Origin of the sequence: Paenibacillus sp. FSL P2-0322, from assembly GCF_037975315.1 — a bacterium.
Lineage (GTDB): Bacteria > Bacillota > Bacilli > Paenibacillales > Paenibacillaceae > Paenibacillus > Paenibacillus polymyxa_B.
Window position 1 is genome coordinate 4,584,881 of record NZ_CP150243.1, and the last position, 15,099, is coordinate 4,599,979.

Genomic DNA, 15,099 nt, shown 5'->3' on the forward strand with positions numbered 1-15,099 from the left:
CTTTCTTTCATAGTCGTCTGCCCTATTGAAGCAAAGACGACACATCATTATCTGGCAGTTCATGATTGGATTTGTAAGGATACCCGGCTTGATAAGAAATGAACTGCATTTGTACATGGGTCACCTGTGGAAAACGGGCTAACAGTAAATTTTTTGCTCGATCGGCAATTTCCTGCGCTTCCTGTACCGTAATCCGCGGGTTCACACTTATCGTTACATCCACTGTTATGAAATGGCCTGTTTCCTGGGCATGTAAGTGTTCAACCGTTACAATACCATACACCCGTTGAATCGTCTCCATAAAGCGTCGGGAGTCTTCCTCCTGCAAGGGCTGTGCAGGAACCTGGTAAGCGGTATTCATTACCATCAAATATCCTTTACGCAGCACCAGACAGGCTACCAGCAAAGCTGCGGTTGGATCAAGATATAATAATGCAGGCCATTCCATTGCTTCGCCAGTCATTGCACCGATCATGCCGATCAATGCAATCAACGATGCATACAGCGAGTAACGTTCATGGTTAGCGTACCGATCTGCTTCCGCTTTATGACCATGTTTAATCGAGTAGCGATATTGAAACTGAAATAGCGCTTCTCTCAAAACCAACACAATAAATACGGTAATTAATGCATACAGACCGGGAGCCTCCGGTTCCGAACTGCTTAATGAACGAACCGCCGAGATAGCTAGCTGAAGACCGCTCATCAGCACTAAAATAGCCAGCACCACAGATATGACCGTCCGAACCTTTTCACCGTTCCGCAACCGTGCCAGCATTCCGTGCCCTGTAGCACCCTTGGAAAACAGAAGCTCCTGCAAACGGGAAGCACTATCCGCAGCCGTGTGCAGTGCATCCCCCAACAACGCCTTGCTGTTTGCAGCATAACCGACGGTTCCCTTTAGAACAGCCAGCGCGAGATTACCTATAATCCCGCTCAACGCCGCAGTTTCCAATGATCGGCTGCGTTCGCTATTCACAACGTTTCCCCCTCAATCCTGAACTAACCCTTTCCCAATAAAGCTCATTCTAAAATAACCGAATTTCTCAAAACCAAAAACCATTCACATTTAAGTGCCACTACTGTGCCTTACTCAAGGTAAATCTCAAAACCTTAGAAAACCGCGCCCAAGCAGACGCGGCTTTCTCTTTAATTTATACTACTGGTATTTGCGTAACTTAAGACTTTGCAGTTTTGACCGCGCCCCCGCCAGCTGTCGGGGATTTTTGTTTTCCTTTCAATGCCACCCACAGCGGGCTGGCAATGAAAATGGAGGAATAAGCACCAAACAACAAACCAATGACCATTGCAAGTGAGAACATACGGATCGATTCGCCGCCAAATATGAACAAACATACGGAGGCAATAAACACCGTAAACACGGTTGCAAGTGAACGAGTCATTGTCTGCGCAATACTGTGATCAACTACCTGTTCTAAGTCGTCTCTGGACTTCTTCTTCGCAAATCGTAGATTTTCCCGAATACGGTCAAAAATAACGACGGTGTCATTAATGGAGAAACCAACAATCGTCAGAATTGCCGTAATAAAGGTCAAATCCACCTCAAGCCGGAAAATCGAGAAAATACTGATAACGAGGAAGGCATCATGCAACAACGAAACGATGGCTGCAATGGCAAACCGCCATTCAAACCGGATCGAAATATAGACCGCGATGGCTACACATGCTAGCAAAATCGCCCATATTGCATTCCGCTCCAGTTCTTGTGCCATTTCCGTATCTACTGTATTGACCTCAAAGGAAGCCTTTGGATCAAGCTCTTTATTAAAGGAAGTCTTAAAGTCATTCACTTGCTGATCCGTCAAAACCTGTGAGAAGCGAATGCCGAAACGCTCTTTCCCCGGTGTATAATCCACCTCTTTACCGATCTTCTGCTTGTCCAGCAAAGTTTGAATCTGTTCCTGCGTAACGACTTTAGTCAAATTGACATCCACATTGGAACCGGAACGAAAGTCTACCCCGTAATTCAAGCCGAATATCGACAAGCTCAGAATACCAAGCAGTGTGATAATAATCGAGAACGTGTAAAACCACTTGCTCATCTTGATATATTTATAGTCCCAATTAAAGCGCACTAATATCACTCTCCTTCACACCAAAATACTTGGGCTTCTTCACAGCATCCGCTTTAACCAGCAGATTGAGCAAGAAGCGGGAGAAGAAGATATTCGTCAAGATACTGGTGACAATATCAACGATAAGCACCAGAGCGAAACCTCTAACGGAGCCTGTTCCGAGACCAAACATAACCGCTGCCGCTATAATTGTCGTAATATTGGCATCCATAACGGTACGGAACGAAGCCTTACTACCTGCGATAACGGAAGAACGAATCGTTTTGCCCGTCTTGATTTCTTCTTTAATCCGTTCATACGTAATAATATTGGCATCGACTGCCATCCCGATCCCGAGCACGAAGGCGGCGATACCTGGGAGCGTGAGCACGAATCCACCCAAGTAGAAGATCGCAAGCACCAGCCAAGTATGAACGATGAGACAAAAACTGGCCACTAATCCTGGTATACGGAACATCGCAATCATAAATACCAGAATAATGATTGAGCCGATCAACCCAGCACGAATCGTCTGATCCAGTGACAATTGACCCAGCGTAGCACCTACACTCTGAGAATATTTTTCCGTCAGTTTGAGCGGAAGGGCACCCAGATTAATCGTATCCGCCAGTTTATTCGCTTCATCACGAGTGTAGCTACCTGTGATTGACGCGCTACCGTCCGTTAATTCCCCACGTACTGTAGGTGCAGACAGCAATTCCTGATCCAGGAAAATAGCTAATTCTTTATTCAGAAGTCGCTTTGTGATTTCTGCAAATTTAGCTTTGTCCTTCACTTTGATACTAATCTCAGGTTGATTCAGCTGGTCATAGCCTACAACAGCGCCATTCTCCACAAAATCATTACCGCGGAGCTCAATTTTGCTGTATTGGCCTGGCTTTTTAGCATCTGCTGCCGTTGCACTGCGGAACGTTAATTCTGCAGGCTTTTTCAGCATGGAGCGGACTTCTGCCTCATTAGTGACACCAGCAAGCCGCACGCGAATTCGGTTGCTTCCCTCTGTTGTTACTTCCGGCTCAGTCGTACCGAGCGCATTAATCCGTCTCTCCAGACTTTGAGCTGTTTGTATAAGAGACTGTCTGGTTACACTCTGCCCGGCTTCCAAAGGCTGGGCTTCATATAAAATCTCAAAGCCTCCCTTTAAATCGAGGCCTAATTTTAAACTGTTCAGTAGGCCCGGGCTTGTCCCGATCATAACACCAGTAGTTATGAGCACGACCACGATGAAACTTAGAATTCTCTTCATTCCGTCCCATGTTCCCCTTTCATTCTCAATATTCCTATTATAGCTACCCCTCAAAAAGCAGTCAATTTGAACGCAAAAAAAGACCCCCTTCTATTCGAAAGTGGAGCCCCGTAATGCGGACATAGTCAAATAGTTCATAAAGCTCGTCGCTTTAAGGGAAAGTATATCGTTAACGAGCTTGTGCAGCGGAGGGATACCCTCCTTTTCATATTTATGGCTGACGCAATTCCACACGTCCTTACTTGTGACATGCTCATAACCTACGAGAATCAACTCGTCCGCCTTACTTTGACAGAGCATCTCAATTGCGTCATCCCAATCCTGCTCATCCAGCTCTTCCATACCCACGATGGCCGTTCCTCCTCCCAGCGACTACCGGTTCCGCAGATCAGCAATTAGCGGGGTTATTGACTGCTTTGTAGAACATTTCTGTCCTGATCCTGGAAAACCCTTCTTTTCGTTGAAAATAGCCTTAAATCAACAATATATGCATTCATTTCGCTCGTCAATAGCAGAATTCACCACTCTCCCTCTTGTTGTCTAAATCACTTTGTTTCTGAACGGAAAAGCTTGTCATGAAGATGGACAGGTCCAGCATATCTTCTAAAGTAATGTATAGACGCAGAATTACATTTTGGGGAAGAGGGAGTTGCGATTGAAAAAGCAGACATTCATCCATGGAGCAATTATTTTATTGGCAGCAGGAATTATCAACCGGATACTAGGTTTTATTCCCCGAATCGCACTCCCGCGTATCATCGGCCCCGAAGGAGTTGGCTTGTACCAACAGGGGTATCCCTTTTTTATCGTTTTGGTGACGCTTATTACAGGGGGAATCCCTCTTGCGGTAGCCAAGCTAGTAGCCGAAGCCGAAACGGCGGGACAGCCCGAAATGTCGCGGCGTATTTTGCACACCAGCCTGCGCTTCACCATTACACTCAGTCTGATCGCCATGGTGCTCTGTCTTGTGTTCGCGCCTTGGATCACAAGCCATCTCCTGACCGACAGCCGCGTGTATTATACATTCGTGAGCATGAGCCCAATGATAGTCATTGTAGCTGTTTCCTCAGCTTATAGGGGCTATTTTCAGGGAAAGCAAAATATGATTCCTTCTGCCACCTCCTCCATTGCGGAGACCGTTATGCGCATTTTTTGTGTCATTTGGTTTGCTTACTTGTTACTTCCCCATGGGGTAGCCTACGCTGCTGCAGGTGCCATGCTCGGTGCTCTGGCGGGCGAATTCATTGGCATGATTGTGCTGCTATGGCAATACGTGTGTAACCATCGAAAAGATCGCATCCTTCAGCCGAAGTCGCCTATCCCCTCCTCTGAGGTTCAACCCGAGCAATCATCCGTTTTGTCACGTCTTATGTCTATATCCGTTCCCGTTACTGCTGGAAGGCTTGTTGGTTCCTTATCCTATTTGCTCGAATCTATCTTGTGCATGCGTAGCCTCGCTGTAGCAGGCATTGCAACTGGCGTGGCAACCGCACAGTATGGAGCCATGCAGGGCATGGTCATTCCTGTATTATTACTACCTGGGGTTCTTACCAGTTCGCTAGCAGTTTCACTCGTTCCTTCGTTATCCGAAGCAGCAGCCAAGGGGCATATTACAGCCATTCACAAACGTCTACATCAATCGCTTCGGCTCGCATTGGTTGCAGGAGCCCCCTTTGCCGTAATCATGTATGTTTTGGCAGAACCTCTGTGTCTGCTACTCTATAATAATGGCGATATTGCAGGCATGCTTAAGCTCATGGCACCTTTTGCTCTTTTTATGTACATTCAGGCCCCGCTTCAGGCAGCACTTCAGGCATTAGACCGTCCTGGAAGTGCGTTATTAAATACCTTTATCGGAGCCGTTATCAAAATTGCGCTAATCGTCTGGCTTGCTTCTCAACCTCAGTACGGTATCTACGGAGCTGTCATCGCCATTTGTATTAACAGCGCCATTGTTACACTCCTTCATGGCTTCAGTGTCAGCAGACTGCTTCGCTTCCGCGTACGTTTGCTCGATTTCTGGAAGACCGGGATAGGTATGATCATCATGGCAGCAGCAGTATTATATACCTACAGACATCTAACGATGTTCAACCAAATGTGGCTTCAGTTTATTTTTGCCGCAGGTTTGGGAATTATACTGTACCTTTTCCTAATGACCTTGATCAAAATGATTGATTGGGACAACCTTACACGCATTCCAATCCTGAGAAGATGGTTTAAAGCATAAGAAATCTAATCCGAAGATTTTCCATAGGCCGGTGGTGTAATATACACATCACCTCTATGGTTAACCGAGCATAAAAAAACATCCTTAAAATCTTTGTGTCCCTTTGCTTGAATCTGATTTTTAAGCCAAAAACGGTTCATATCCATCCGTTCCAAATTTCGATCCAGCACCTTGCCATCCATGATTAATGGAATAGGCAGTCCCTCATATCTAAACTTTCCACCGATTTGTGGAGAAGGATGGACCTTATTCACCTGTTGCTCTTTGTTTATCAAATCTGTTCCGTTTAATTCTTGCTTCATTTTTCCGTGTTCCACTCCATCGTTATCATCCTTACCTATAACCGTTAGCTTACCTGTCGTTTCCAAAATAACATATTCGACTTCGTCCAGACTTTCTATATTTTGTTCACGAAGTTGTAACAGCAAGTCATCTAAATTGTAACGTTGTTTCACCATTTCGTCCTTGTTTAATTGTCCATTGGAGTACAATACACTGGGCCTACCATCAAATAGTAAGCGCAGTCGCCGACTTTTCAGACTAAAAAATGAAATCCCGATTTGCAAAATTAACAGCACTCCTAAAGGAATCAGCCCTTCATAAAGTGGACGTTTTATATCCTCCAGGCTGAATACAGCAATTTCTGCAATCATAATCGATATGACGAGATCGAAAACAGACAATTTGCCGATCTCCCTTTTACCCATCAAGCGCATCACCAGATATACAATAAAATACATGAGCAGCGTCCGAAAAATATGAGCAAAAATATCGTGACTCAATATGTTCGCCTCCTCCCCTGTACTTGCAATAAGACAGTAGTCGTTCATTGTACACGTATTCTGACCGTTCCTCACTTGGCTCATACAAAAAACCAAAGGCTAAATTATTGAAATAAAGAGAAAGACTGCTTGCGACTTGGTACTAAGCCGAGAGGCTTGGCCATAGAATGATAATAGTTCAAACCTTGGTACAGGAGGAATTATCAATGGAGCTCATTCGCCGCTGGTGTTCGTTTCGTCTGGCCCATCCCATTTTATCCGGCTTATTTTATGCTTTTGCATGGATGCTGCTTGGCGCATTGATTCTTTCACTACTCTTGTGGCTGACACAGATGCAGGAACAGGACTTATCATTGTATACGTACATCGTCCACGCATTCGCCATGCTATCTGGCGGCTTCGTCGCCGGTAAAAGATCCACAAACAAAGGCTGGTATCAAGGCGGTATTACAGGCATCCTGTATGGACTAATCGTTCTTCTGGTCGGTTTTCTGGCATTGGATGCGGGCATGAACGGCAAGGACCTGTTACACTTAGCTTTCGCGTTTGTCATAGGTGCAGGTGGTGGGATGTTTGGCATTAATCTCAGCAAGTAATCAAAATGTTTGTATCCATGTAATAAAACAACACAAAAAAACCGAGCCTCCTCAAAGGCTCGGTTTTTGCATAACGGTCAGAAGCATTTTACGATTTGGAAACAACTTCCTCAGATGCCGTGTCTTTTGCAATTGCATTACTAATTGCACTGCGGTCAAAGGTCAGCTTCGTGACATCATTCACACGCAAAACTACTACATCATCCGTAATCTCCACAATTGTACCGTGAAGACCTCCGATCGTAATTACTTTATCTCCCTTTTTCAAAGCTTGAAGCATCGTTTGACGCTGCTTTTGTTTTTTCTGATTCGGGCGAATCAGCAAGAAATAGAAGATTACAAACATCAGAGCCAGTGGCCAGATCATTTGAAAAAGTCCGCCAGTTCCACCGGGTGCAGTAGCGGCTGTAGCAAAATGAAACATGTTAAATCCCCCTTTCGTATACTCTCCCTAAAACTTAAAAGCCTTTATCATTATCATGAAGACCGTACTGCTCAAAAAATTCATCTCGGAAATCAAGCAGCCTGTCATCCATAATCGCTTGTCTGACATTACGCATCAATTGTATTAAGAAATGCAAGTTATGATACGTTGTCAGTCGGAGCCCGAAGGTTTCATCCGCTTTAATCAAATGCCGCAAGTAAGCACGTGAATAATTGCGACAGGTATAACAATCACAAGCGGGATCGAGCGGGCCAAAATCACTTGCATATTGGGCATTGCGAACGACAAGACGACCTTGGCTGGTCATCGTTGTCCCGTTGCGAGCAATTCGCGTTGGAAGTACACAATCAAACATATCCACACCACGGATAGCGCCTTCAATCAAGGCATCTGGAGAACCTACACCCATCAAATATCTTGGCTTGTTGGTGGGAAGCAGAGGCAGCGTGTAATCTAGCACTTCATACATCAAATGCTTCGGTTCACCTACGCTCAGTCCACCAATAGCATACCCCGGGAAATCCATGGAAGTCAAATCCGCAGCGCTTTGCTTACGCAGATCTTCATGCATGCCTCCTTGAACAATGGCAAACAGCCCTTGATCATGAGGACGCGCGTGTGCCTCCAAACAACGCTCAGCCCAACGGCTGGTACGTTCCAGTGACTTTTTCACATACTCATATTCAGCCGGAAATGGCGGGCATTCATCGAAGGCCATCATAATATCTGAGCCAAGCGAGTTTTGTATTTCCATCGCCACTTCAGGCGAAAGAAACTTCTTATCTCCATTTAAATGAGAGCGAAAATGAACACCCTCCTCTGAAATCTTGCGCATTTCACTTAAGGAAAACACCTGGAATCCACCGCTGTCCGTTAAAATAGGGCGATCCCAATTCATAAACTTGTGCAGTCCACCTGCTTCACGAATAATATCGTGGCCAGGACGAAGAAACAAATGGTACGTGTTACTCAAAATAATTTGAGCATCCATCGCTTTCAGTTCCTCAGGACTCATCGTTTTAACAGTAGCTTGAGTTCCCACAGGCATAAAGGTTGGTGTCTCAATAACTCCATGAGGTGTGTGTACACGCCCAAGACGGGCTCCCGATTGCTTGCAGGTTTTAATATGTTCGTATCTTATTGCTGGTGCCATATTTTCTCTACCATCCTTAATTAATAAATGAACATTGCGTCCCCGAAGCTGAAAAACCGATATTGTCGGTCAATCGCCTCCTGGTAAGCATGCATAATATTCTCCCTGCCCGCCAGTGCGCTGACCAGCATAACCAAGGTGGATTTAGGCAAATGAAAATTCGTAATCATCGCATCCACCACACGGAATTCATAGCCTGGATAAATAAAAATCTGTGTCCAGCCACTACTGGCCTCTAATACTCCATCTAGGAATTTATTGCCCACCGTTTCCAGCGTTCGGCAACTGGTCGTCCCCACCGCCACGACTCTTCCGCCGCGCGCCTTGGTTTCATTGAGTACATCCGCTGTTTCCTGTGACAATGAATAGTATTCTTCATGCATCACATGTTCTTCAATCGTATCCACAGACATCGGTCTGAACGTCCCTAAGCCAACATGAAGTGTGATAAAGGCAACGGTAACGCCCTTCTTTTTAATCTGGTCCAGCAATTCTTCTGTAAAGTGCAGCCCTGCCGTTGGAGCCGCAGCAGAACCTTCATGCCGAGCATAAACTGTCTGATAACGCTCGCGGTCATCCAGTTGTTCCTTGATATACGGCGGAAGCGGCATCTGCCCCAGACGGTCCAAGATCTCCTGGAAAATACCGTCATATGAAAATGAAAGTACCCTTCCGCCCATATCTCCTTCTTCCTCAATTACTGCTTTCAGCTCATCACCGAAAACGATAACAGCACCCTTTTTCAGCTTTTTACCGGGTTTCACCAGTGCTTCCCATCGATCCCCTTGCAGTTGCTTAAGCAGCAAAACCTCAGCCTTAGCTCCCGTGTCTTCCTTGATGCCAAACAAGCGTGCAGGAATCACTCTCGTATCGTTTAACACCAGCGTATCCCCTGGTTGAAGATACTGCACAATATCCGAAAACGTATGATGACCCACTTCACCATTATTTTTGTTTAACGTCAGTAATCTGGAAGCACTCCGATCAAGCAAAGGTGTCTGTGCAATTAATGTTTCAGGCAGTTCAAAATCGTAGTCGTTTACATTCATATATTGGTCAGTCCTTAACTATATCCACATTTTTGTAATAGTGTTGCAAAATTTTCTTGTAATCATACCCCTGCTCGGCCAAACCGTTGGCACCCCATTGGGATAAGCCCAAACCATGACCATTTCCTTTACCTGTAAAAATAAAGCTTTGTGTTTTGTCAATGACCCGTGCATGACGATCTTCATTCATGACGATCACCCCGTTACCACTTGAAGTACTACTGCCAGATGCGGACAGGATTTGAGTGCCTTGTGTACCACTTACATGAGAAGTAGCCCCATCAGCGCCTAATACAGTATAACTTCCGGTACTCGCAATATCAAACAGTGTGCTTGGGAGTCCGCCCATCGCTGAGCGAAACATATCCGGATATTTCACTTTCAAAGGGGATCCGTCCGCTTCAACCTCCAACACTCGCCCTGATGGACCACGTTTGGTGACATCAAGGTGATTAATAGAGGAAGGCACTGTGCCCGTGACTTTCCCTTGCAGGGATTTAGCAAGCTGAGCTGACGTAAAGGGCCCCCGCACCCATGCATAGTCTCCGGACTGAGGCACCTTTTCTAATACAATTATCTCTTCGCCCGGCTGCGCCTTGGCTATTGGTGTAACTGTCGATTGGATTTGGGGAATAGGACGCACATTTGTATTTTCCGCAGTGACGGTGATTTTGTCTAACCCCGCTTCTGTGACACCCTCCAGTTCCTTAGCATTATCCTCACGAATATAACCTGTCTTGCCACTGGAGAGAAGTACATGATACCATTCCTGTGCTCCTTTTTGTGCCGAAGTATCCCCCGAGCTGTCTACGCTGGCAAAGGCTTCGCCACCACTGTTCCACACTTCGGAAGCATCTGCTGTCACACCGCCCGCATTAGATGAAAATACAGCTTCGACCACTTTGCCGCCACTTTTAATGACTTCACCAGCTGTTGCATCTACAGCCTCATTGACATTGGCATGTTCCGAGCTCTTACCGTTGTAAGCCTGGCTTAACGTACCATCTACTACATTGCCGATCTGAAACCGATTGCCTTGGGCAAGCGCGTAGCTACGAGCCGCTACCGCTTGAGCCTTGAGCGCTTCATCTGGCCATGAGGAATAGACCTCTGCTCCTACCACGGAATACAAATACTGCTCCAAAGGAACTTCGTTCACAAGCGCCAGCTGGCCTGACGTCATGCCGATCTCCATCTCGCCGCGATATGTACGCTGGGATCTTTCGACCACTTGTATTCCATTATTACCGCCGTTAACAATTACCTTGCTATTATCAGAACCACTTAGCATGTAATGAGACATCACCTGCGAGCCAGTCGTGACTCCTGCTTCCTGTCTTATAATGAGGCCGGTTTGAGTAGCATTAACTTTAGACAGCGTGAGTCTCGGCTGCTTGCTCTCCAGTTCTGTTTTCAAAGCCGACAGCTTGCTGTCATTACTTTCTTCTCCAACCCATACAGCATACTGGCCTCTTGATTGAATCACAGTAAAAGCATCAAAGCCCGCCGCAGCAATTGTCGTTCGAACGAGATTAGCTTCCTGCTCGCTTCCGTAGCTTCCTGTGGACCAATGCTTGTTTCCCTTAACCTCGGGCTGCGCTCCGGTTGCGGAGGAAATCCGCTGTACAGCAGCCTGCGCAGACTGTTCACTAGCATATATTCCCGCGTACACTTGATACACAGAGCTACCATTTTTTGAACCGATAAAAACCGTAGGTTTATCATTAGTCTTTTGCAGGGCTTGGGCCGCTTTTATCGCCGCTGCTTCATTTCCTTCAAGTACCTTCACCCGATAGCTGTCTACACTAAAACGAACCGTACTGTCTGGCAGTCCCATCCAAGTTTGAAAACTGCCTCCACTGTTCTGTCCAACACTCAGACCTCCTGATGATTTCAAGGTTACAGCGGGAACTGTCGCTTTATATTTGCTACCTAGATCCGCAAAAATCACTACACGAATATCCTCTTGGGCGGCAGCAGCGTGAACGCCCGAAGACCAAGGTATGCACACTGTAGCTAATACCATAATCGCTGCTGCTCGTTTGGCCCGGCCCATCCATGCACCGAAAATACTTTTTCGGTTAAATGCTTCTCCACTCATTTCTGGCTCCCCCAATCTAGCTGTCTAGCACTTATATTGCGTAATTTATCGGGATCTCGACCCTTGTCTGTCCCTTTAAATACATCGGCGGAATAAACCAAAATATGAACCCGCTCGAATCTTACTTACATTCTCACTTCCCTCAATCATCCGTCAGCCGATATCGTATTCACCATACTTGCGTGTAACCATGCAATGATTTTTTTAAAAGTGCATCATGTTTCCTAATCACCGTGGATCCGTTGGCATTGGGATTCCAAGGTGGCCATATGCCGCCGGAGTCACTGTTCGCCCCCGAGGCGTTCTTTGTAAAAGGCCAATTTGTAACAAATAGGGCTCGTATACATCCTCAATTGTCTGGCTCTCCTCACCAATGGTTGCAGCAATTGTGTCCAATCCTACAGGCCCGCCCCGGAATGAATGAATCATGGCCTTAAGCATTTTATGATCAATTTCATCAAGCCCGAGTGGGTCTATTTGAAGCCTCTTTAGCGCCTCTGCAGCTAACTCAGAATGAATAATACCGTCTCCGGCAACCTGGGCAAAATCACGCACCCTTTTTAACAGTCGGTTGGCAATACGCGGTGTCCCCCGTGAACGCAATGCGATTTCCTCTGCCGCATCCCCGACAATTTCAATCTCCATAATATCCGCGTTCCTGGACACGATGTAAGCCAGCTCGTCTGTCGTATAAAACTCTAATCGACTAATAACACCAAACCGATCACGCAATGGTGCAGAGAGCAGCCCAGCGCGCGTAGTGGCCCCTATAAGGGTAAAGGGTGGCAAATCCAGACGGACCGAGCGTGCACTCGGGCCTTTACCAATCATAATGTCCAGCGCAAAATCCTCCATTGCAGGATACATGACTTCTTCCACCGTACGATGAAGGCGATGAATCTCATCAATGAACAAAACATCACCCTCTTGAAGATTGGTCAGCAATGCTGCCAAATCTCCCGGTCTTTCAATTGCAGGACCTGAAGTCGTACGCAGATTAACCCCCAACTCATTGGCGATAATGTTAGCAAGAGTTGTTTTACCCAACCCCGGCGGTCCGTACAACAGTACATGATCCAACGCTTCTTTACGCATTTTGGCCGCTTCAATATATACTTTCAGATTTTCCTTAACCTGATTTTGCCCGATATATTCATTTAGATAACGGGGGCGAAGGCTCAGCTCCGCCGTCTGGTCTTCCATCATCAAATTGGCGGAAATAATCCGGTCATCCATATTCCATCGCTCCTCTTTTCACCAGACATTTGTTAACGGACATCAGCGTCCTATCCGGCAAACAACAGTTGCAAAGCCCGCTTCATCAAAATATCAGCAGATTCATCAGGTTTCGCATCTTTCTTCATTCTGCTCCATACCTTATCCAACTCAGCATCAGTGTAACCCAGCGCCTTGAGCGCCTCACGGGCCTCGCCCCAATATGAACCTTCGCCTTCTTCTACGACAGGCTCAGCAAACAATCCGGTTGCCATCCCCAACGAGCCAATACCGTCGAGCTTATCTTTCAAATCCAGAATCATACGTTGTGCCGTCTTTTTACCGATCCCCGGTAACTTGGTGAGAAATGTGATATTCTCCTGATAAATCGCCGTTACCACATGAGCAGGCGTACCGCCTCCTAAAATACCAAGCGCAACACGCGGTCCAATACCAGATACATCAATCAGTTTACGGAACAGCTGCTGCTCCTCACGAGTCGCAAAACCGAACAGTAAAATAGCATCTTCCCTTACATGATGGTGAATGTAAATGACCACTGAACCTTCAGTTTTGGCGAACGCGTAAGGATTCGGACAAAATACCCGGTACCCTACACCTTGCACATCTAAAACGACATATTCATTTTCCAAATGGGCCACAGAACCACGCAAGAAATCTATCATTTTCGCAATACCTCATTTAATTTTGAATTTAGTCCATAAGAATGCGCATGACAAATAGCCACCGCCAAAGCATCCGCTACATCGTCCGGTTTGGGCACAACTTGAAGCTTTAGAAACATTCTAACCATTTCTTGTACCTGTTTCTTCTCAGCCTTACCATACCCTACAATAGCCTGCTTTACCTGCATCGGCGTGTATTCACCTATAGGCAAATTACGTTGTTTTGCAGCTAGTAGCAGCACCCCACGTGCCTGACTTACAGACATAGCAGTTGTAACGTTGCGATTAAAAAAGAGCTTTTCCAGTGCTACCGCATCAGGCTTATATTTATCTATTAATTGCAACATGCCTTCATACACATGAAGCAGCCTTTCTTCTTCCGGTGTATGGGCCTCCGTCTGGATGCAGCCATACTGTACAGGAACCACCTTGCTGCCAATCTTGTCTACAAATCCGAAGCCCACAATGGCAATGCCCGGATCAATTCCTAAAAAACGCAAAAAAATCTCTCCCCTATCGCTCAAACATGGCGTAACTAAACAATAGCCAGACGTTATCCTTAATATAATCATGGCCAAATACCATATAAAGCGAACATATGTGTCGTTCTTTTCATTATAACAAAACTTTGTATCTAATAGAGGAAAAAATTTAAACGTGAGTAAAAACATAAAAAGAGACGCTTCAAGCCTCACCTCATGGGCAATGCCTAACGTCTCCGTAGTTGTAATCAATAGTGCTGCTTTAATACCCTTTGTGTTCGCTCCACGGCAAAGTCACTAAAAGTGGAGATTACACTGTTATACTCATTTATATCCTGTACACGGATCCCCTGCTGAAGTTGTTTATACACCCCTTCTGGCAAGGCCGTCTCCATGGAACCCACATCCAATTGAAAAAAAGTGCGGATAACTTTTTCTCTTTTAGGTAGCCCTTCATACAATGTAAGCTGGCCGTCAGTGCTCAAACCCATGTATCCACGCTCTTTGCATGACTCTGACAAGTCTTCCACCCTGCGCTCCAGCCACACCTCTCCTTTGGTATTAAGTCGCCCCTTCCAATCGGGATGTTGCTTCAGTAAGGTCTCTAGCTGCTGTGAACTTAGTGTTCCCAAGGAAAGTGTTTCCGTACCACACACGTAGGTGGTTAATAGACGGGTCTTCCTGCTTATACCGGAAGCACGAATACTTTGCAGTAGTTGCATCTGTGAGGAGTGATCTTCAGTTGGGCTCAGATGTGAAGCCTCCTTCATGCTCTCCTCAGCCATGACGGTAGTAGCGAGTGGCTGTGACAACATAGCCTGCAAATAATTCGAAAACAGAATACCCAACCCTGCCAGCAAACAAGCCGCACCAAAAATGCTAAAAGCCCACACTGTTCTTCTCCACTGTTTCCAGCGCCGTTTCATCTGTTTTTTCCAACTTAATCGCTTCACAGTAATCCCTTCCGTCCCACTTTTTGTGTTAGTGTGACCTGACGATTACTGATTTATACAAAAAG

Annotated in this window: 15 protein-coding genes; 2 read left to right on the top strand and 13 right to left on the bottom strand. The window is 46.0% G+C overall.

Annotation, left to right across the window (positions count from 1 at the left end):
* Window positions 1-22: 22 nt before the first annotated feature.
* The 4 genes from MKY24_RS20165 to MKY24_RS20180 form a co-directional block, all read right to left on the bottom strand.
* Entirely contained in the window at window positions 23-979 is a 957-nt protein-coding gene (locus tag MKY24_RS20165) for a cation diffusion facilitator family transporter (RefSeq protein ID WP_339200733.1), read from the bottom strand.
* 199 nt (window positions 980-1,178) lie between these two features.
* Window positions 1,179-2,096 carry a protein translocase subunit SecF gene (gene secF, locus MKY24_RS20170; RefSeq protein ID WP_023989929.1) on the bottom strand — a complete coding sequence of 306 codons (918 nt, stop codon included), beginning with the start codon at window positions 2,094-2,096 and terminating at the stop codon, window positions 1,179-1,181.
* Window positions 2,086-3,342 carry a protein translocase subunit SecD gene (gene secD, locus MKY24_RS20175; protein ID WP_023989930.1) on the bottom strand — a complete coding sequence of 419 codons (1,257 nt, stop codon included), beginning with the start codon at window positions 3,340-3,342 and terminating at the stop codon, window positions 2,086-2,088. The genes secF and secD overlap by 11 nt, the downstream gene beginning before the upstream one ends.
* A 90-nt stretch (window positions 3,343-3,432) precedes the next feature.
* Window positions 3,433-3,690, bottom strand: coding sequence for a post-transcriptional regulator (locus tag MKY24_RS20180; RefSeq protein ID WP_013311570.1), 258 nt, complete (start codon window positions 3,688-3,690; stop codon window positions 3,433-3,435).
* A gap of 307 nt (window positions 3,691-3,997) precedes the next feature.
* On the opposite strand from MKY24_RS20180, the gene spoVB reads away from it, so the two are divergent.
* Entirely contained in the window at window positions 3,998-5,572 is a 1,575-nt protein-coding gene (gene spoVB / locus MKY24_RS20185; RefSeq protein WP_023989931.1) for a stage V sporulation protein B, read from the top strand.
* 5 nt (window positions 5,573-5,577) lie between these two features.
* Here spoVB and MKY24_RS20190 read toward each other — a convergent pair whose 3' ends face one another.
* Window positions 5,578-6,354, bottom strand: a complete 777-nt coding sequence (locus MKY24_RS20190) for a DUF421 domain-containing protein (RefSeq protein ID WP_025720234.1) — start codon at window positions 6,352-6,354, stop codon at window positions 5,578-5,580.
* Window positions 6,355-6,560: 206 nt separating this feature from the next.
* Here MKY24_RS20190 and MKY24_RS20195 point away from each other — a divergent pair, with 206 nt between their 5' ends.
* Window positions 6,561-6,950 (top strand): TIGR04086 family membrane protein, encoded by a 390-nt coding sequence (locus MKY24_RS20195; RefSeq protein WP_023989933.1) that lies wholly within the window; start codon window positions 6,561-6,563, stop codon window positions 6,948-6,950.
* Between the two features lie 88 nt (window positions 6,951-7,038).
* On the opposite strand, the gene yajC is transcribed toward MKY24_RS20195, so the two are convergent.
* The 8 genes from yajC to MKY24_RS20235 form a co-directional block, all read right to left on the bottom strand.
* Window positions 7,039-7,374: a preprotein translocase subunit YajC gene (yajC, locus tag MKY24_RS20200; RefSeq protein ID WP_023989934.1), complete on the bottom strand. Its 336-nt coding sequence runs from the start codon at window positions 7,372-7,374 to the stop codon at window positions 7,039-7,041.
* A 34-nt stretch (window positions 7,375-7,408) separates the two neighbouring features.
* A complete protein-coding gene (gene tgt, locus MKY24_RS20205; protein WP_013311575.1) occupies window positions 7,409-8,548 on the bottom strand; it encodes a tRNA guanosine(34) transglycosylase Tgt in 1,140 nt (379 codons plus the stop codon).
* A gap of 20 nt (window positions 8,549-8,568) precedes the next feature.
* On the bottom strand, window positions 8,569-9,597 hold the full coding sequence (gene queA, locus MKY24_RS20210; RefSeq protein WP_028542424.1) for a tRNA preQ1(34) S-adenosylmethionine ribosyltransferase-isomerase QueA: 1,029 nt from the start codon (window positions 9,595-9,597) through the stop codon (window positions 8,569-8,571).
* A gap of 7 nt (window positions 9,598-9,604) precedes the next feature.
* Window positions 9,605-11,698, bottom strand: a complete 2,094-nt coding sequence (locus tag MKY24_RS20215; RefSeq protein WP_254347631.1) for a SpoIID/LytB domain-containing protein — start codon at window positions 11,696-11,698, stop codon at window positions 9,605-9,607.
* 228 nt (window positions 11,699-11,926) lie between these two features.
* On the bottom strand, window positions 11,927-12,934 hold the full coding sequence (ruvB, locus tag MKY24_RS20220; protein ID WP_023989937.1) for a Holliday junction branch migration DNA helicase RuvB: 1,008 nt from the start codon (window positions 12,932-12,934) through the stop codon (window positions 11,927-11,929).
* A gap of 50 nt (window positions 12,935-12,984) precedes the next feature.
* Window positions 12,985-13,599 (bottom strand): Holliday junction branch migration protein RuvA, encoded by a 615-nt coding sequence (gene ruvA / locus MKY24_RS20225; protein WP_023989938.1) that lies wholly within the window; start codon window positions 13,597-13,599, stop codon window positions 12,985-12,987.
* Window positions 13,596-14,099, bottom strand: a complete 504-nt coding sequence (gene ruvC / locus MKY24_RS20230) for a crossover junction endodeoxyribonuclease RuvC (RefSeq protein WP_339200736.1) — start codon at window positions 14,097-14,099, stop codon at window positions 13,596-13,598. Before ruvC ends, ruvA begins: the two co-directional genes overlap by 4 nt.
* Before the next feature lie 230 nt (window positions 14,100-14,329).
* Entirely contained in the window at window positions 14,330-15,034 is a 705-nt protein-coding gene (locus tag MKY24_RS20235) for a BofC C-terminal domain-containing protein (protein WP_339200738.1), read from the bottom strand.
* Window positions 15,035-15,099: the final 65 nt, after the last annotated feature.

What these genes read in the sequence shown, in the direction of transcription:
- queA (WP_028542424.1), bottom strand. Translation starts at nt 9,597, where the DNA reads ATGAATGTAAACGACTACGATTTTGAACTGCCTGAAACATTAATTGCA.
- secD (WP_023989930.1), bottom strand. Translation starts at nt 3,342, where the DNA reads ATGAAGAGAATTCTAAGTTTCATCGTGGTCGTGCTCATAACTACTGGT.
- yajC (WP_023989934.1), bottom strand. Translation starts at nt 7,374, where the DNA reads ATGTTTCATTTTGCTACAGCCGCTACTGCACCCGGTGGAACTGGCGGA.
- ruvA (WP_023989938.1), bottom strand. Translation starts at nt 13,599, where the DNA reads ATGATAGATTTCTTGCGTGGTTCTGTGGCCCATTTGGAAAATGAATAT.
- MKY24_RS20215 (WP_254347631.1), bottom strand. Translation starts at nt 11,698, where the DNA reads ATGAGTGGAGAAGCATTTAACCGAAAAAGTATTTTCGGTGCATGGATG.
- MKY24_RS20195 (WP_023989933.1), top strand. Translation starts at nt 6,561, where the DNA reads ATGGAGCTCATTCGCCGCTGGTGTTCGTTTCGTCTGGCCCATCCCATT.
- tgt (WP_013311575.1), bottom strand. Translation starts at nt 8,548, where the DNA reads ATGGCACCAGCAATAAGATACGAACATATTAAAACCTGCAAGCAATCG.
- ruvB (WP_023989937.1), bottom strand. Translation starts at nt 12,934, where the DNA reads ATGGATGACCGGATTATTTCCGCCAATTTGATGATGGAAGACCAGACG.